The 18,919-nt window shown below is 50.2% G+C and carries 15 protein-coding genes; 4 read left to right on the top strand and 11 right to left on the bottom strand.

Annotated elements, in window-relative coordinates; translation table 11 throughout:
• Window positions 1-74 precede the first annotated feature (74 nt).
• Together LK436_RS13865 and LK436_RS13870 are read right to left on the bottom strand one after the other, a co-directional pair.
• Window positions 75-869 (bottom strand): ThiF family adenylyltransferase, encoded by a 795-nt coding sequence (locus LK436_RS13865; RefSeq protein WP_044930462.1) that lies wholly within the window; start codon window positions 867-869, stop codon window positions 75-77.
• A gap of 250 nt (window positions 870-1,119) precedes the next feature.
• Complete coding sequence (locus LK436_RS13870; protein ID WP_083794716.1) at window positions 1,120-2,016, bottom strand: YitT family protein; 897 nt, start codon at window positions 2,014-2,016, stop codon at window positions 1,120-1,122.
• A 612-nt stretch (window positions 2,017-2,628) separates the two neighbouring features.
• Between LK436_RS13870 and LK436_RS13875 the strand changes: the two genes are divergently transcribed.
• Complete coding sequence (locus LK436_RS13875) at window positions 2,629-4,038, top strand: spore germination protein (RefSeq protein WP_008394958.1); 1,410 nt, start codon at window positions 2,629-2,631, stop codon at window positions 4,036-4,038.
• Between the two features lie 28 nt (window positions 4,039-4,066).
• Here the strand turns inward: LK436_RS13875 and LK436_RS13880 are convergent, their stop codons facing one another.
• A complete protein-coding gene (locus tag LK436_RS13880; protein WP_227910079.1) occupies window positions 4,067-5,482 on the bottom strand; it encodes a PLP-dependent aminotransferase family protein in 1,416 nt (471 codons plus the stop codon).
• Window positions 5,483-5,784: 302 nt separating this feature from the next.
• On the opposite strand from LK436_RS13880, the gene LK436_RS13885 reads away from it, so the two are divergent.
• The 3 genes from LK436_RS13885 to LK436_RS13895 all read left to right on the top strand — a co-directional run bounded on the left by LK436_RS13885 (window position 5,785) and on the right by LK436_RS13895 (window position 8,997).
• Window positions 5,785-6,687, top strand: coding sequence for a DMT family transporter (locus tag LK436_RS13885; RefSeq protein ID WP_087382084.1), 903 nt, complete (start codon window positions 5,785-5,787; stop codon window positions 6,685-6,687).
• The gene (locus LK436_RS13890; protein ID WP_008394955.1) at window positions 6,684-7,517 is read left to right on the top strand and encodes a MerR family transcriptional regulator; all 834 of its coding nucleotides are present in this window, start codon (window positions 6,684-6,686) and stop codon (window positions 7,515-7,517) included. Before LK436_RS13885 ends, LK436_RS13890 begins: the two co-directional genes overlap by 4 nt.
• Before the next feature lie 139 nt (window positions 7,518-7,656).
• Window positions 7,657-8,997 (top strand): MATE family efflux transporter, encoded by a 1,341-nt coding sequence (locus LK436_RS13895; RefSeq protein ID WP_008394954.1) that lies wholly within the window; start codon window positions 7,657-7,659, stop codon window positions 8,995-8,997.
• Here LK436_RS13895 and LK436_RS13900 read toward each other — a convergent pair.
• From LK436_RS13900 to LK436_RS13935, 8 genes are all read right to left on the bottom strand, one after another.
• Entirely contained in the window at window positions 8,963-10,366 is a 1,404-nt protein-coding gene (locus LK436_RS13900) for a YfcC family protein (RefSeq protein WP_008394953.1), read from the bottom strand. The two genes, LK436_RS13895 and LK436_RS13900, sit on opposite strands and share 35 nt — an antisense overlap.
• A gap of 47 nt (window positions 10,367-10,413) precedes the next feature.
• The gene (locus LK436_RS13905) at window positions 10,414-11,649 is read right to left on the bottom strand and encodes a M20 family metallopeptidase (RefSeq protein ID WP_008394952.1); all 1,236 of its coding nucleotides are present in this window, start codon (window positions 11,647-11,649) and stop codon (window positions 10,414-10,416) included.
• A 220-nt stretch (window positions 11,650-11,869) separates the two neighbouring features.
• Window positions 11,870-12,805 carry a LysR family transcriptional regulator gene (locus LK436_RS13910; protein ID WP_008394951.1) on the bottom strand — a complete coding sequence of 312 codons (936 nt, stop codon included), beginning with the start codon at window positions 12,803-12,805 and terminating at the stop codon, window positions 11,870-11,872.
• Window positions 12,806-13,290: 485 nt separating this feature from the next.
• Window positions 13,291-14,157, bottom strand: a complete 867-nt coding sequence (locus tag LK436_RS13915; protein ID WP_008394949.1) for a YitT family protein — start codon at window positions 14,155-14,157, stop codon at window positions 13,291-13,293.
• 164 nt (window positions 14,158-14,321) lie between these two features.
• Window positions 14,322-15,773, bottom strand: coding sequence for an IMP dehydrogenase (gene guaB, locus LK436_RS13920; RefSeq protein WP_008394948.1), 1,452 nt, complete (start codon window positions 15,771-15,773; stop codon window positions 14,322-14,324).
• 169 nt (window positions 15,774-15,942) lie between these two features.
• Entirely contained in the window at window positions 15,943-16,950 is a 1,008-nt protein-coding gene (locus LK436_RS13925) for a DUF3089 domain-containing protein (RefSeq protein WP_015573698.1), read from the bottom strand.
• Window positions 16,951-17,130: 180 nt separating this feature from the next.
• Window positions 17,131-18,000, bottom strand: coding sequence for a class B sortase (locus LK436_RS13930; protein ID WP_044930320.1), 870 nt, complete (start codon window positions 17,998-18,000; stop codon window positions 17,131-17,133).
• A gap of 73 nt (window positions 18,001-18,073) precedes the next feature.
• Window positions 18,074-18,826, bottom strand: coding sequence for a hypothetical protein (locus LK436_RS13935; protein WP_044930318.1), 753 nt, complete (start codon window positions 18,824-18,826; stop codon window positions 18,074-18,076).
• Between the last annotated feature and the right edge of the window lie 93 nt (window positions 18,827-18,919).

An 18,919-nucleotide genomic window follows, 5' to 3' on the forward strand; every position in this document is an offset into this window, starting at 1 on the left:
GCTCAGTTATTTTTCATTATACACATGTTTCTGATAAAAAGGAACTGGTTGGGGAAAAGATCATCTGCCTGTACTTAATGTATTCCTGTCAGATCCCTGATTACCTGGCCGGCGATCATGATTCCGGCTGCCGGCGGGACAAAGGACACACTGCCGGGAATGGCCCGCTTTCTGGGAGCCTGCGCGTCTTCCTGGGGATGCCCTTTTTCCAGACCGTCTTTGGGAACATCTCCGGCAGGCTCCTGCTCTTCCGTCTGAGCAGAGGGGGGAACCGGCTTTAACGGCGGCTCTGTGGAATACAAAACCTTAAGCGACTCGATTCCTCTTTTTTTCAGCTCTCTCCTCATTACCCTGCACAGAGGGCACACAGAGGTTTCCGTAATATCCGCAATTTTAAACAGCTCCGGGTGCAGCTTATTGCCGGTTCCCATGGATGCGATCAGAGGAATCCCATGCTTCTTTGCAAATTCTGCCAAAGCGATCTTTGCCGCCACCGTATCGATGGCGTCCACAATATAATCCAGCTTCTCTGTCACCCCGCAGAGCAGCTCCTCGAGATTTTCCGGAAGCACGAAGGCCTCGATTGTGATAACCTCCGTATCCGGGCAGATCTCGTGGATGATATTCTCCATCACCTTTGTCTTAAATTTCCCTATGGTGCTCTGAAAGGCCACACTCTGGCGGTTTATATTGCTCCTCGAGACCACATCGCTGTCTGCCAGCACCAGCCGTCCGACGCCTCCTCTGGCCAGGGCCTCTATACAGTGGGAGCCCACTCCCCCCACGCCGAATACGGCTACCGTACTCTCCCCCAGACGGCTCAGCCCCTCTGTCCCAAGGAGCATCCCGGCCCTCTCAAATTCTTCCATTTTTTCTGTATGCATAGCTAAAACAGAGGGATGCGGCAGGCATCCCTCTTCCTCCTTGTTGTTTTATGATTGTGCAGCCCTTCCTGCAGGCTCTGGCTCTCGCAGCCTTCAGAACCTCCTGGCCGGCAGCCTGTGTGCGGAAAGCTGCCTCTTTCCGTGACTATTATTAATGCTATTGCTGTTTTCGTCAAGCCTTTTTGCCAGGATCCGCCCGGCGGAAATTATCCGGCACCTATCCCGTGAAGACCTGCTACTCCATCGGCGCCTGATAAAATTTTCCGTAAAACTGGGTGGTTTTAAACTGGTTAACGATAACGTGAGGATCCGCCTCTCTCATCAGAGCTACTATGTCAGCCGCCTCATAGGCAGACACAACGGTATGGAGGACGTACATCTTCCGCCCGCTGTAGCCGCCTACAGCCTCCACACAGGATATTCCATGACGGTACTGTCCCACATAGACCTTCATCACCTGCTCTGCCTTTTCCGTCGTGATCTGGAGCGTCACCCTCTCGTACCTGTGATGGAAGGAGGAGATGGTCTTTGTGCTGATGAACTGGAAGATGATAGAGTAACCGGCTCCCATCCATCCGAAGATCAGTCCAAAAATACAGAACAGCACCACATTTCCCACAAAAACCCAGGTCCAGATAGACTGTCCTGTCTTGTTTGACACATAGAGGGCGATAAAGTCCGTCCCCCCTGTGGAGGCATTTCCCTTAAGAGCAATCACGATGGACGTGCCCAGTAAGAAGCCGCCGAAAATAACATTGAGCATGATGTCGTCAAACATCGGGGTAAAGTGAAATATCTGAAGAAAGAGGCTGGAGCAGGCAACCTGAATCAGTGAAAATACGGTAAACCTGAGGCTGATGCTCCGGCTGCACAGCAGGGCAACCGGTATATTGAGAGCCAGCATGCCCAGCGAGGTGGAAAAGCTGTGGCCAAAGAGAGAGGTCACCATATCGATCAGGATGGCGATCCCCGTAAAGCCCCCTGACAGAAGTCCTGCCGGCCGGATAAATACCTGGATCACAAAGGACTGCAGAAGAGCAGACAGCACCACCGCTGCCAGGGTCACTGCATTCCTCACCTTCTTTTTCTTTCCCATCTCCTTTATATTTGCTGCAACCTGAAATACTCCCATTTTACTTTCCTCCGCCTGCCGGTGCGCTCCGGCTTTTTCACTATACATTACAGATATCTTTCCCAGAATTCCTGAAAACTTGCCGCAATAAAAGCACAGCTGCAGCCCGCGCCGGCTAACAGCCCCGCAAAATGAAAAAGAACCGTTTCTCCCCCTAGAAAACGGCTCTTTTGGTCACGTTCTGCAGACCGATACATTGAATAGTTTTGCTTTGTTCAATATAACATTTTAAAACAAATCTGTCAATGCATTTTCTGTCATTTTGCACAATTTTAGTAACAGTTCAGCCATGCGAAGATTAGGACAGGAAAATGCGTTGAAAGCGTGCTTTCATAAGAGTTTTCCTGTCCTAATCTTCATAGGGCGGACGCCAGACGCTTCTTGTCCGCTTCAAGCGGGCAAGAAGATATATGGCTGAACTGTTACCAATTTTATCATTTCTTAACATATAAATGTATCATTTTTTCACATTGTAAAATTTTTGTTCTGGGGCTCTCATATTTCAGTGCAAACCTGAGCATACTTTCCAACATAAAAACGCTGCGGCCCGAACGTCTGTCCCAGACTGTCGGCCATCTTTTTTCGCTGCAGCCCTATGAGAGGAGTTTTTTCATGGAAATTTCTAATAAACTGGAGGTAAATCTGCGTCATTTTCATCAGCTCCTGCGGGTAAATGAAAATTTTGATGTGGTATACCGCGTGGTTCGGGTGGGGGATCGGGACGCCTGTGTCTATTTCGTGGACGGCTTTGTGAAAGATGACACACTTTTGAGAATTCTTCAGGGCTTTTCCGCGGTCAGAGCCGATACAATGCCGAAAACAGCCCACGATTTCTCCAAACTCTATATCCCCTACTGTGAGGTGGGGCTCCTGACGGACGATGAGCAGATAGCGGTGCAGATCTTATCCGGCGTGCCCTGTCTTTTTATCGACGGCTATGACAAATGCTTTGCCATCGACTGCCGTACTTATCCGGCCAGAGGAGTGGCAGAGCCTGACAAGGACAAGGTTCTGCGCGGATCCCGGGACGGCTTTGTGGAGACGCTTGTGTTCAACACGGCCCTGATCCGGCGGCGCATCCGCGATCCACAGATGACCATTGAGATCATGCAGGCAGGCGATAAATCTCACACAGACATCGCCCTCTGCTATATGGATGGAAGGGTTGATAAAGAGCTTCTCTCCCGGATCAAAGGCAGGATTGAAAACCTGCAGGTGGACGCTCTGACTATGAACCAGGAGAGTCTTGCCGAGTGCATTTATCCCTACAAATGGTACAATCCTTTCCCAAAATTCCGTTTTTCCGAAAGGCCTGACACGGCGGCAGCCTCTATTCTGGAGGGCAGTCTTGTGATTCTGGTGGATAATTCGCCGGCTGCCATGATCCTGCCGTCCTCAATTTTCGACATTGTGGAGGAGGCGGACGATTACTATTTTCCGCCTTTTACAGGAACTTATCTGCGCCTTTCCAGACTGGTGATCTCCTTCCTCACCCTGTTTCTGACGCCTGTGTGGCTGCTGTTTATGCAGAATCCCCAGTGGATTCCCCACTGGCTGGAATTTATCCGCCTCTCTGACGAGATCCATGTGGCGCTGATTTTCCAGCTGCTGATTCTGGAATTTGCCATAGACGGACTGCGGCTGGCGGCAGTAAACACCCCCAGCATGCTGACAACTCCCCTGAGCGTGATCGCCGGAATCGTGCTGGGTGAATACTCCGTTAAATCCGGCTGGTTTAACAGTGAGACCATGCTCTACATGGCCTTTGTGACAATCGCCAACTACTCCCAGTCCAGCTATGAGCTGGGATATGCCCTCAAATTTATGCGGGTGCTTCTGCTGATTCTGACCTCTGTCTTTAACCTGTGGGGCTTCATTGCAGGAACTGTTTTCTGCCTTGCCGCCCTCATCTTTAACAGGACAATCGCAGGAAAGAGCTATATTTACCCGCTGATCCCCTTCAGCTTTTCTGAACTGAAAAAAAGAATCGTCCGGACAAGGCTGCCACACACAAGAAATTAAATTCCGTCGTTTCTTCGTTTCTTCTTTTTCACTCAAGAGCGGCCTTCAGCCGCAGCAGAGCCTCCTCATACTGGCTGGAGGGTAGGGATGCGCAGGAGAGCAGAAGCCGTTTTACTCCTGCCTCCTCCCCGCACTGCTCTCCCTGTTCCACTGTGCGGATTCCCACTCCCGACGCCTTGGCGCGCTCCCTGATCTCCCTGTGTGAAAGTTTCGTCTTAAGCTCCATCAGCACAAGAAATCCTGCCTCTCCCAGACAGGCCTTCGCCTTATCCCCGAACACTTTCTCAATTTCAGCTCCAAGGAGCTTTGCCTTCTGGCTGTACAGCCTTCTGGATTTTCTTATCTGCCCTTCCAGGTGGCCGTCCCGGATAAACTGACAGAGAGCAATCTGTTCTGCCTTTGACGCTGTCTGGTTATAAAATTTTCCTCTATTTTTATATACGTCCAGGAGTTCAGGCGCAAGCACCATAAAACTCAGACGGATGGACGGCAGAAGAAGCCTGGAAAATGTCCCCATATAGACTACCCCGCGCCCTCCCGAAAGCCCCTGAAGGGATGAGACAGGACGGCTGTAATAGCAGAACTCACTGTTATAGTCATCCTCAATGATAAGGACATCCCGCTTCCTGGCCTCCCTTATAAGTTCCATCCGCTCTCTCATCCCCATCACATCTCCCCAGCTTGTCAGCTGTGACGGCGTCAGATAATAGATGCTGCCGGGAGCAGGCATTTTCCCCTCTGCGGGCATTCCGGTGACATGAAAGCCGTGATCCTCGAAAATCGTGCGGCCCTGATGGAATCCCGGGTTATGCATGATCACCTGTCTCCTCTCCTTTACCATGGGGCAGAGGATATTCAAAAGACTCTGCACGCCTGCTCCCACCACAATCTGCTCCGGCGTACAGATCACATTTCTGTGGCGGTTCAGATAGCGGCAGAGTTCCTCCCTCAATTCAGCCTCTCCCTGAGGTTCGCCGTAGGAAAGCAGCCTTTCATCCTGCCTGAGGGCGCTCTTTACATACCGCCTCCACACCTCGAACCGGAAACTTTCCCGATCGACACGGGAAGAAGAGAAGTCAAAGGGAAGCTCTGCCTCTCTCTCCTGCTTTCGGTTCTCCCACTCCTCTTTTTGGGCCTTGGCAAATTCTGTCACATAGTAGCCGCTTTGAGGCCTTGACACAATATATCCCTCCGCAGCCAGCATCATATAGGCCGTTTCCACCGTTGTCCTTGAAAGCTCAAGCTGTACGGAACATTTCCGGATGGACGGCAGTTTCGTTCCCGGCCGCAGCATGCCTGAGCGGATCAGCTCCCTGTAGTACTCATATACCTGAAGGTACAGCAGATCCTGACCGTTCCCCCCATCTCCCAGAACCAGTCTTTTCTCCTCTCTGGCTGTCTTCCCCAGCCTTACCGTCTCTGTCAGTGGCATTTTCCGATTCAATCCATTCTCCCCATTTCCTGATTTTGCTGTTTTTGTCTGTCAATCTTTTTCATCATACCATCAATTTCTGTGAAAGTCACTTTTTCTTTCTGTTTTTTCTTTACCCCAGGCGGAGTTTTCCCTTATAATAGAGCCGTCGCTTGAAAGGCTTGCTCTCTGTCTCTTTTTCCTGTCAGAACCGGAGGCAAAAAAAAGCGGCGGGAGAAAAAACGGACAGGCCCAAAGATGTTCCCCGAGGCACATTGAAGCAGCCTGCTGTCTGCCCAGCGGCAAATATGAAACACAGAAATGGAGATATAACTATGACTCAACCAAACACGCTCCGAGGCATCCTGTCTGCCCTGGCAGGCGGCATCCTCTGGGGATTTTCAGGAACCTGCGGACAGTTCCTCTTTTCCTTTGAAGCCGTCGACCCCTCATGGCTCACCGTCACGAGAATGCTTTTCGCCGGAATCGTCCTGTTAGCTGTATCCTTTCCCGGCCACCGCACTGCCATGAAAGGAATCCTGACAGAAAAAAGCAGCCTGATCAGACTGCTTCTCTTTTCTGTCCTCGGTCTTACGACCTGCCAGCTTACCTACCTGACTGCCATCTCCTATTCAAATGCTGGTACCGCCACAGTTCTTCAGTACCTGGGGCCTGCCCTGATCATGGTCGTCTCCTGTTTTCTGGCAAGGCGGCTGCCTTCAGGGAAGGAGGTATTTGCCATTGTTCTGGCCGTCTCAGGCACCTTTCTGCTGGCAACCCACGGTAAGCCAGATTCTCTGGTCATCTCTCCAGAAGGGCTTTCCTGGGGACTTTCCTCTGCCGTTGCCCTCGTACTCTATACCATGCTTCCGGGCAGTCTCATCGCCCGCTGGGGAAGCACCGTTGTCACTGGCTATGGGATGCTCATCGGAGGGATCTTCCTCTTCTTTCTGACCGGATACTGGAATTACCGCATATCCTTTTCCCCTGCCATGGTGATGGGTGTGGCAGCTATTGTCGTTCTGGGAACAGCTCTGGCCTTTACGCTCTATCTTCAGGGGGTCAGCGATATAGGCTCCGTAAAGGCCAGCATGCTGGCCTGTATTGAACCTGTTTCCGCCACTGTGATTTCCGCGCTCTGGCTGCACACCAGCTTCACGACTGTGGACATTGCCGGGCTTGCACTGATTGTCACAGCAGTCCTCATGCTCAGCCGGAAAGGGAAGGGTACAGAATGAATCAGGGACGCTATCTCATAGGGGAAGTAAGCAAAATTACGGGTATTTCCAGGGATACCCCGCATTTTTACAGCAAGACGGGGCTTCTCGTGCCAGATTACACCGATGAGTCCAACCAGTACCGGTATTATTCCCGTTTCAATCTCTGGCAGCTGGATATTATTACCACCTGCCGGAAACTGAATATTCCTCTGAAACGGATTCGCCAGATTCTGGGCTCCCATGACAATAAGAAGGTTACAGAGCTTTTAATGGAATACAGAAGTGAGGCACTGCGGCTCAGCGATTTTTACAGACAGGTAGCGGACGACATCTCCTGGTATGAGGCTGAGAATGAAAAAATTGATGAGGCTGCCCGTTCTCTGGATCACGGCATTTCCGAAATCCGCCTCAAAACCCTTCCGGCCGAGACGGTAATTGCCGGAGTGATGAAGCGCGACGAAACCTCCTACCATGCGAATCTTCAGGAGGCTGTGAGTACCGGGCTGCAAAGGGCCGGATCTATCCGGCGCAAATACGGCTACATGATTGATCCGCAGTTTATGTGTCAGGGACAGTTTTATAAATTCCGGGAATACATCAAGCCAGACGGCGTTCCTCTCCCTCTTGAAAACCCGGACACACTCTATACAATACCGGCCGGAAAGTATGCTGTTTTTATTCTGCATATTATGGATGATCAGGCTGACTTCGGGCCATTTCTCAGATGGCTTGATGAAAATGGCTGGGAAACAGATGCCGTGTACGCTGATGAGCTGGGAATGCAGCTTTTCGATTACATAAAGGATTACTACTGCGAGGTGAAGGCTCACCTGGTAAAAAAGAACTGAAGGATCAGAATCCGTCCCCAAAAGAGTACTCCGCCGTCTGAATCTCGCCTCCGGAAATTTTCCTTCCACTAAAATTTTATCTTGACTGTGTAGTTACTCCATACTTTATGATATCCACCAAAAGAAAGGAGAATTGACTATGCAGCAGCCATCTATATGGAACCGCCTCATCAAGCTATCGCTACCTGTCATGTTTTCGCTCCTGATTCAGTCCATCTACAATATCGCTGACAGCTATTTTGTCGCCCGGTATTCTTCTGACGGACTGGCAGCCCTTTCCCTGATTTATCCGATTCAGCTCTTTATGACAGCTCTCGCCACAGGTACCGGAAGCGGACTCGGTCTTCTGGTATCTCACATGGACGGACAAAAAGCAGGGGGCTCCTCTGAAATGATCAGAGAGAAACATTCTCTGATTGCCAGCGGCCTTTTTCTCGGGATTTTCAACTATCTCATCTTTACCCTGACAGCCATGTGGGGAATCTGCGGATACTTTTCCATTTCCTCCAGTCAGCAGGCCGTCAGGGAAAGCGGACTTCAGTATGCCCATATCGTATTCCTGTTTTCCTTTGGCCTGTTTGCAGAGGCTAATGCCACCAAGCTCCTTCAGGCAAAAGGAAACACCGTTCTGCCCATGCTTGCCCAGATTGCCGGAGCCGTTTTGAATATCCTCCTGGATCCCATTCTGATCTATGGCCTCTTCGGACTTCCCGCCATGGGAATACGTGGAGCTGCTGTCGCCACCGTTCTCGGGCAGTGGCTGGCCATGTTCATCGTGATCCTCCCTGTTTTCCGGCGTTTTCCCGTGTTCAGCGGACGTGTGCTGCCTGCTGACTGCATTAGAGTTTACCGGGCAGGGCTTCCGGCTATCGCCATGCAGTCCCTCAACACTCTCTATATTGTCGGACTCAATCTGGTCCTGAAGCAGTTTTCTGAGAGCGCAGTTTTAGTTCTGGGCATCTACTACAAGCTTCAGACCTTTTTCTTCATTCCCCTCATGGGGCTTCAGCAGGTTATCCTGCCTTTAATCAGTTTTTACCACGGAGCAGAACAGCCCCAGCGGGAGCGGCAGGTGCTTGGCTGCTCCATAAAACTCTCCCTGGCTGTCATGCTCACCGCCCTGGGTGCATTTATGATCGCCCCCGAAGGCCTTCTTTCCATCTTCACAGCCGAACTGGCTGTCCTCTCCATCGGCTGCATCGGGCTTCGGATCATCTCCCTCAGTTTCCCGTTCGCCGCCCTGGGAATGATGTATACCGTATATTTTCAGAGCGCCGGGCGAGGGAGAACCAGCCTGCTGGTGACTGTGCTTCGCCAGGTCGTTCTCCTGGTCCCCCTGGCCTGGCTGTTCCACTATAAGGGGCTGACCTTTGTCTGGTTTACTTTTCCTGTCACGGAAATTTTTGTGGCAGCGGTATGTCTTATGCTGGATCGCCCGCGGCCGGCTACATGGGCCCGAAATGAATTGCCTGCGCGATAATCAAAAGCACAGCTCCCACCAGAAGCCAGATGAGAAACAGCTTCCACATAAATTTCATCCATCTGTCATATGGAATATTCGCCGCGCTGATAATGCCCATCAGAGCGGTGGAGGTGGGCAGTACATAGTTGCAGAAGCCATCCCCGAAGTTAAAGGCCAGAACCGCCGTCTGCCTGGTCACGCCCAGCAGATCGGAAAGCGGCGTCATAATCGGCATCACCGCTGCCGCCTGCCCGCTTCCCGATGTGAGAAATACATTGATAATCGTATTGGCCAAAAGCATAGCCGGAGCCTGAAGAACGGACGGGACGCTGGAAAGGCCGCCTGCCAGTGCATGAACCACTGTGTCAATAATATTCCCCGCAGTCAGAATGCTTCCGATTGCCGTTGCCATTCCGATAATAAATGCCGCGCTCAGCATTTTTTTGCAGCCGTCCAGGAAGTCCTTTGAAATTCTGGACGGGCCAAATCCGGCAATCGCACCGGCAGCGATGGCAAGCCCCAGGAACATGGCGGCTGTTTCCTCCATATCCCAGTCAAGCTTCACTCCCCCGTATACAATTGCTATGAGAGCTGCAAAGAAGGCTGCCATAATCAAAGCTTTCCGAAGGTTCATGCTTCCAAAGGATTCCAGATCTGCGCGATCCTTAAAATCACTCTGTCTGTCCAGATCGTACATGGGGCTTAATTCCGGATTTTTGTGAATCCTCATGGCATATCGGATCAGATACACATTCGTGACCACGTAGAACACGCCGAAACAGACAAACCGGTATCCAAAACCTGAGTACAGCGGCAGCTCCGCAATCTTCTGTGCCACGATGGTGGTATTGATGTTTAACGGACCTGTGGAAAATCCCACAGCTCCTCCCAGCAGAATAATGGATGCGCCTGTGATGGAATCAAGCCCCATCGCCATGGCAAGCATTACCATAATCGGCGCAAAGGCGATAAACAGGTTAACCCCCTGGGTGGTGCAGATCAGACCGAATACCAGTGTCAGAAGGGGGATAAAAATATAGAGCCTGCCGGAAAAGGTTTTAGCCAGCTTTGCCACAACCGCGTGAAGCGCCCCGGTCTGTGTCACCATATGGAAGGCTCCTCCCGCAAACAGAATCACCAGCATCAGGTCGATCTGCTTGATGAATGCCTTGACAATATACAGCGGTATCAGAAGCGGATTTACAGGTGTCCTGGCAATATAGGAAAACTGGCTCGGATCAATGACCTTAATCCCCTCTGCATTCTCAAATCTTGCATACTCCCCGGCCGGAATGATCCAGGTCAGAGCAACTGCCGCCAGAATAATGGTGAAAATGATCACAAATGTATGGGGCATCTTAAATGGTTTCTTCGTTTTTTCGCTCATATGTGTTGTCCTCTCTTTTGCAGCTCTATGAAAAAAGGGCTGTACATTCAATCATTTAAACTGCGCATTCTCTGCTCCTGTATTTCCTTCTGCAGGACGGAGACCTCCCTCTCCTGCCGGAGCTTCTCCCTGAATTCCTCCTTTATCTTTTTCAGATAATCAGGATTTTCAATTAAATCAGCAGCAGTTCCCGCCAGAATCCTGGCTCCGTAAACGACAGCGCTGTGGGCCTCCTCTGTCTTTCCAGCCTTTAAAAACTGTTCCGAGTGTGAAGCTGTGCCTTCCTCCACAAATGCAACGCGAATGCAGGAGCCTGGTATTCTGTGCATGATGTTTCCGAAATCCGTGGAACCTGTCTTTTCCCTGGGTGCCCGGATTCTGGGTGCTCCCGCCTCCTCGGCATTCTTCATCAGCAGATCATTAAGGCCGATGCAGGGAATTTTACTGTCGATGGCTTTTTCCTCTATAATCTCAACCTCGGTCTCTGTCATCATGGCCGCCCCTTTCAGCACCTTCTTAAACCGTTCTGCCACTGTATCCAGACAGGCTCTGCTGTATGAGCGGATGTAGAAACTGCCCTCTGCCTGTGCAGGGACAATGTTAGCCGGAGTACCGCCGCAGCTCACCACGGTATAATGGATCTTCACGTCCTCCGCCACATGCTCTCGCAGAAATTCCGTCCCCTGAAACGCCAGAAGCAGTCCATCCAGAGCACTCCGCCCATTCTCCGGCTTTACAGCTGCATGTGCGCTGACCCCGTGATAAATCACCTTATATCTGGAGAGCGCAAGGGACTTCACATCAACCTGGGTACATCCGTTTCCATGCATCATCAGAGCCACATCCAGCTCCTCAAACGATACGCCGTTTTTGAGCATCAGAATTTTCCCGCTCACACTTTCCTCTGCCGGGGTTCCATAAATGGTAACGCTATAGTTTTCTGCAAATTCTGCCCGCTTGAGTGCTGCTGCCGCAGCCAGAACTGACGGCCCCTGCAGATGATGGGCACAGGCATGTCCGATCCCTTCCAGGGCATCATACTCACAGAGAAGACCGATATTCGGTCCCCCCTCCCCGTGGTTCCATACTGCCCGAAAGGCTGTCTTAAGGCCTCCCACTCCCCTCTCCACCTGAAAGCCCTCCCGCTCAAGCCAACCTGTCAGGAGATCCAGAGCATGAAACTCCTCCATCCCCAGCTCCGGGTGATCAAAAATGTCGTCAGCCATAGCTGCCATCTCAGCAGCCATGCCGTCGATACAGGCATACAACTGTTTCTTGTCCATAGATAAAAAAATACCTCCTCTGTCCAAATGCTTTCCGTTCTGCCGCTGCGGCTTTGGGCCGCCTGCCGCTGTCTGATGAAAGTATATCCGACAGAGAAGGTTTCTGTATAATTCAAAAATCTTACTGTTAGTATTTGCTTTTTTTATGGATCGCTGTTATATCCTTTTCCAGCCTGCCTGGGGACTTCTCCTCTTTTCCTCTCCTGTTTTATCTTTCGTATTACCTGCCTCCGTTTTCCCATTCCGTAAAGGCCTGTTCCCGGCACAGGGCGATAAACCTCTGCATAGGCTCCGGCACATGAAGATCCCGCCTGTATCCGGCCACAAATGCTGACTTTGATGCCGCGTCCCCGACTGTATAATAATTGACACGTTTTCTGTATTTCATATTCATGGCGTAGTATTCTCTGTTAAATCCCACCCCCAGCCCCTCGGCAACCATCTGCATTGCCATCTCAATATTGCGGATGTTCTCAATTCTGCCGGGCGTCACACCTGCCCTCCTGAAGGCCGCTTCCGCCTCCGCCCGAAGGCTCTGCCCCGGATAGGGGAGAATGATGTCCTGCCCGTTCAGCCACTTCAGCTCCAGGCGTCTGTAGCGGGAGCCCTCCACCCACACTGCTTTTTCGTTGAGCGGACTCAGGGGAGGAACTGCCACCAGAAGCTCCTCACTGAACAGTTCCTGGGACTGCATGCCGCTTTTAATGTCCGCTCCGTTCATCAGCACCAGATCCAGCTCATAGGCCTCAAACATCTGCATCAGCTCTCCATGGTTCCCTTCCCGTATCATCACTTCGATATCGGGATATTCCCGTTTAAACCTTGCGAGCACCGGAGGAATCAGCCAGGTTTCCCTGCGAAGCTGAACGCCGATCCGCAGTCTCCCTCTCTTTCCCCCTGCAATCTCAGAAAGCGCCTCGTCAAACTCTGCCTTCAGGGCCAGCATTTTTCTCGCCTTTTCCACATACAGTTCTCCCGCACAGGTCAGGACAAACTTTTTCCCAACACGCTCGAACAGGCGGATTCCCAGACTTTTTTCCAGGCTGCTGATGTAGATACTCAGAGCCGGCTGTGAAATAAAAAGCCTCTCTGCTGCTCTTGTAATATTTCCGCATTCCGCCAGCACACAGACATAGGTCTGTTCCTTCAGATTCATTCTCTCATTCCCCACCTTCCATTTTCATCGGTCTGTCATATCCTCCCGATATGCCGCCTCTCCGTGGGGAGGCACACTCTCCGCATAGGTGTTTTGGCTCCCTTCGGGCGCCAGCGGCTCGGCGCAGGTATAATTATTTAACAATTTTATCTTTTTTTATTTAAGCATAAGTTTTTTTAATGATTCTAATCCTGACTCTGCCCAGCCGCCGAACACGGCTTCGGAGCAGCAGTTCCCATATGAGAGGTGCGCAACCACAGCGGAACATTTTTTTGCCCTACAGGGCCGACTTTTATATCCTTTAACGCAACAGGTCTTCCCCACAGCGCAAAAAAGCAGACATTCCTCCGCCTCATTCACTGATAATGAAACGTCAGAACTGCCTGCCTCCGCCTGTCTGTTATTCTACAGTTATGCCCGGTGCCATTCACAATCCTCACAGCAGACGTCTCTCAGAATGCCGGCACTGCAGGAACTCTGCGTTCTTACTCTGTAAAGTCCTTGAATCCAAGGCCAAATACCTCAGATGTGTCTGTCACCATAACAAACGCATTAGGATCTGCATCGTAGACGATCTTCTTCAGACGGCTAAACTGTGATTTTCTGACTGTGCAGAGAAGCACATTGGTATCCTTTCTGCTGTATGCCCCCTTGGCGGGCAGAAGGGTTGCCGTCCTGTCCAGCTCGGAGATAACCTTTTCTGTGATTTCATCAGGATTAGAAGTGACAATGGTAGCCATGCTGCCCACTTCCCCGCCATAGATAATCGCGTCAATTACCTTTGTCTGTACATAAAGGGAAATGAGACCGAACAAAGCGGCCTCAATATTTCCAAACACAAAGATGGAGGCGGCCAGAATAATCCCGTCAACAATCATCAGGGCGCGGCCAATGGACATATGAGGCCTCTTTTTCTGAAGTATATATCCCAGAATATCCGTTCCTCCTGTAGTGCTCCCCGCTATGAAAATAAGAGCCATTCCGGCACCCACCAGTACGCCTCCGTAAAGGCTGCACAAAAGCCTATCTCCGGCGTAGACCGGTATAAAAAGCGGAACTACAAAATCCAGCACGAAGGAACAGACAGCTGTGGTGATTGCCGTAGACACTGCAAATTTTTTGCTCAGATAAAACCATGCCAAAATTAACAGCGGCACATTCAGTACAAGCGTCAGTGTTCCTACCGGAAGCCCTGTCACAAAATTGACCATAAGTGCGATGCCGGAGGCTCCGCCCGGCGCAATATTCGCCGGCACAACAAACATATAGATTCCGATACCGTAAATGAGAGAGCCAATCAGCAGAAGACTGACATCCCTCAGCATCCCCCTTACACTGTTTTTCTCCATCATTTTCTCTCTCCTTCCAAACTCATACAGCTATTCTTATCCTTCCCCTTTTACCCTCTAAAAAACAGGTGATACCAAAAAAGGTACCACCTGTTTTCATCTCCTCTATGCAGCTGCATGTCATGTCTCCACGCGCTGCCGTATTCTGTTTTCCTACAGTCTGATCACTACTCAATGCTGTAGTTCGGGGCCTCTTTTGTAATATGAATGTCGTGGGGATGGCTCTCTTTCAGAGATGCAGCCGAAATCTTCACAAACTTTCCTGTCTCCTGGAGAGTTGGAATATCTGCAGCGCCGCAGTATCCCATACCGGCACGCAGTCCTCCGAGAAGCTGGAATACCGTATCCTCAACCAGACCCTTGTAAGCAACCCGGCCCTCAACGCCTTCCGGAACCAGCTTCTTCGCGTCTGTCTGGAAATAGCGATCCTTGCTTCCGTTTTCCATGGCAGCGATGGATCCCATACCGCGGTAAACCTTATATTTTCTTCCCTGGTATAATTCAAAAGTTCCCGGGCTCTCATCACAGCCTGCAAACAGGGAACCCATCATGCACACGCTTCCGCCGGCCGCGATTGCCTTTGTAATATCTCCAGAATACTTGATACCGCCGTCTGCGATAATCGGAATACCGTACTCCTTGGCCACTGCATAGCAGTCCATAATCGCGGAAATCTGCGGAACGCCGATTCCTGCAACCACACGGGTAGTACAGATGGAACCCGGTCCGATTCCAACCTTGACAGCGTCAACGCCTGCTTCGATTAAAGCTCTTGTAGCCTCTCCCGTCGCTACGTTTCCGGCGACTACCTGAACTTCAGGATATGCCTCCTTAATCATTTTCACACAGCGGATTACGTTTGCAGAGTGTCCGTGAGCGGAATCCAGCACAATCACGTCAACCTTTGCATTGACCAGAGCTTCCACACGCTCCAGCACGTTGGCCGTAATTCCCACAGCGGCTCCGCATAAGAGTCTTCCCTGTTCATCCTTTGCGGAAAGCGGATATTTAATCTGCTTTTCAATGTCCTTGATTGTGATAAGTCCCTTCAGGTTGAAATCGTCGTCCACGATAGGAAGCTTTTCAACTCTGGCCTTGGCAAGGATTTTCTTCGCCTCCAGCATGGTAATGCCTTCCTTGGCTGTCACAAGATTCTCGGATGTCATGCATTCCTTAATCTTCTTGGAATAGTCCTCCTCAAACTTCAGGTCGCGGTTTGTGATAATTCCCACTAATTTCCTGCCTTCTGTGATCGGGACACCGGAAATGCGGAACTTGCCCATCAGCTCATCCGCATCCTTTAATGTATGCTCTGGGGATAAATAGAATGGATCTGTGATGACGCCATTTTCCGAGCGTTTTACCTTGTCTACCTCTTCTGCCTGCTCCTTAATGGACATGTTTTTGTGAATGATGCCGATACCGCCCTGTCTGGCCATGGCAATCGCCATCCTGTGCTCTGTAACAGTATCCATTCCGGCACTCATCAGCGGAATATTGAGCTTAATCTTTTTGGTCAGGTAAGTGCTTAAATCAACCTGGTTCGGAATCACTTCCGAATAGGCCGGCACCAGAAGGACATCGTCAAATGTAATGCCGTCGCCAATAATTGTACCCATTAATTTTTCCTCACTTTCGTATTCGTTTTATTAATAAGTTTAATTAATAACGTGATTATGTTAGTAATTTAGTATATCAATTTTAAAATGACATGTCAACTGGCGAAGAAAAAATTTTGACGTCCTGAATTCTGCATAAAAAACTCTCTGCAAAAATTTTCCTTCTGTATCAGCTTTCCTGCGCTGCCTTCATATAGCTCTCCACCCTGGTCTTTACGTTCTCCTGCAGGTTCCGGTAAAAGAACTGATAGTCATACAGATGATAAATTCCGTCCTCAAATATATATAAGGACGCCGGGTACTCCTCCGGGGTCACATCCGTTACCTTCAGCGCGCCCCGGGTACTGTCTATGTAGGCTCCTGTCAGTTCCGGTATCTCGTTGACAATGTTTCCGTCATAATCTGTAAAGCAGGCTCCCAGATTCTGGTTCTTATCTGCCTTTGTTCCATCTGTTTTCCAGTTAAGGGGATTGATGGATACAGCCTTTGTCCCTGAAGGAATCATCAGAGAATCTGTGATGCTCTCCGCCTCACTGTTGAAAGAGATGATCACTCCTGTGTCCGCCTCTCCCTGCGCTGCTTTCATATGAGGATTTTCCTCCAGCTCCTCCTCCGTAATACTCCAGCCTATGGCATAGCAGGCTACCAGCTGATCCTGAAGCGCTTCGTCGTCAAAGCAGTCTTTCATCAGTCTCAGGCACATGTCTGCTCCCTGGGAGAAACCGGCCAGCACAATCGGTCTTCCATCGTTCCATTCCTCACAGTAATACTCAAACGCGTCCTGTACATCCTCATAGGCCAGTTCCAGGTATTCCTCCCTGTCTGCTGCCGGCAGCTCATAGACATTCAGGCCGATCTGGCGGTAATAGGGGGCAAAAAAGCGGCATTCTCCGTCATATATTCCCTTTTCCATATTGGTGGCCCCGAGAAAATTTGCTTTTGTCTCCTCATCGTCCATGGCCATGTTTTTCTCTTCATCTGTTCCTCCGAACACGGTGGGACAGATAAAAAAGACGTCAGCTTCCCTCTCATCTTCTCCATTCTCACAGTATGCCCAGTTTTCTTCAAGGGAGTAGTCGACTCCTGCCTTTTCTCCTGTCTTCTCTGGTGCACATCCTGTAAGAAGAACGGCTGCCAGACAGATTCCCAGAAAAAAGGTCTTCATATACTGCTTCATCTCTTTTCCTCCTTCCAAATACATCCCGACTTTTTTGATGCGTTTCATCAGACATCGTCAGGGTTTTTTCATTATACCCTATCCTTCGGATACGGCAGCCTCCGGCGGAACTTAGCGCCCGGCTTTCAGCAGTGAATGCTGAAACCGGTATGCGCAGGTATAATGACTGCTTTGCAGTCATTATACCATAAATCCCCCTCTTTCACAGCATGGATTCCGTCTTTTTCCGTATAGCAGGGGAGGGAGCACTTCAGTCAGCTCTGCCTGCAGGATCAATTTCTGGTTTTTTCCATGACAGGTGGAGAGTGTCAGTATATGGGAATGTACCGGAAAAACAGTGCCGTTCTCCCCACGAGTCTCCCCGGCTCCGATGTCTGGCTGATAGGGGGACATATCGGAATTTTTTGTCAGGAAGACCTCCCTGATTCTGTATTCTCTCCAGATACTGCTGCGGCAGATATAGATCTTTCTGTGCTGTTCCAGATATTCGTCATTGAGGTACTCCTTCAGTTTTCCAAACATCTCCCCGGACCTCATATTGTGGCCGTAAATCACCGTATTGGGTTGGGAAAACGGGAGAAATGAAGATTCAAAAAACAGACATCCACAGGAATGGCTTTCTTTTTTAAAGGTCTTTCCCAGGTAATCGCTGTTCGATTTCGGATATACAACCGGATAATTAACTGCCGTATCCGGAATGTACAGCCATGCAGCATAGTCCCGGTTCAGTGCGCGAAGGGACGGTTCGTCGATTCTCGGAAGAAACAGAAGTTTTCTGCTTTCCGGACAGGTAAAAGCCGAAACCGGAAGATTGGAAGTCTCTGGCAGAAAGCAGAGGCGGGAGAAATCCCCCGCCGTCTGTGTCTCTGCTATTTTGCAGATAAGCTGATATTCTTTTTTTCCTGCACAGTCATCATGGTATTTATACCAGAGCAGGGAACCGCTGAGCAGCAGACTCAAAAACAGGATAATTGCCGCAGCCCCCATTCCCCAGCGAATAACTGTGCCCATGGTCCTTCCGGTAGATTTTTTAATTAATGTAAATTTCACACGCTTTATGATTCCTCCTTTTTCTCTTTTTTCGGCATCCCGGAAAGCAGGGGTATGCAGGCTTTAAATACATTCATTTCCGCCTGAAGCATTTTCTGACCAGAATCAGCATGACCGGCATAATTATCATTCCTGCCCCGGCAGATATGAGCACAGCTTCTCTCCTTTTCAGCCATTCCCACACTCTTGCCCCTGCAGATTTCCTCTTCAGCGGTTCTGTATTTGAAATATATCTGGCTGCAGCCTTGATTGTATATGTACTATCCCCCTGTCCTTCACTGTCAGAACTGAATGGTTCCCCCTTTAATCTCCCCTGTTTTTCTTTCTCCCCAGGGGGACGGTCTGAATAGATCGCCTGAACTGATTTTTCCCCCGGTTCAGATTCTTCACCATATCTTTTCTCTGCAGCGCCTTCTGCTGTCACTGTTTTCCAGGACTTCAGATAATACGTTTTTCCGTTTTCCGTAATCTCCCGTTCCGGGATATGGTTTTCTCCTGTATCTTCGAAGCAATCTGACATCACAATTCTCAGGTTCTCAGACTGCCTGGGATTTTTCTTCACGGAAATCGTTTCGTAATGAACAGCGTCAAGAAAGTATACCGATCCATCCTCCTCAATCGTTTCCGGAAAAGGAAACTCTTTTTGGCTGTCCTCTGCCGTATAAATAACTTCTCTGGAGAGATATTCAGAAAAACCTTCCTGACTGGTCTGCCGCTCCCTGGCAAATGGCAGACCGGCCTGCAGGCTGCCGGAATCTCTTCCGGCAGCATCTCCGGTGACGGCAGACACTGAAACTGCAAGAAGGAGCACTATCCCGGCATACATGAACCTTTTGACTTTTTTCCCTCCTTCCCTCACAGACTTCAGACAGCCATTCTTTGTACGGATTCTCTCTTCTTCGAAACTGAATTTTTCTCC

Source organism: Clostridium sp. M62/1, assembly GCF_020736365.1.
Lineage (GTDB): Bacteria > Bacillota > Clostridia > Lachnospirales > Lachnospiraceae > Otoolea > Otoolea saccharolyticum_A.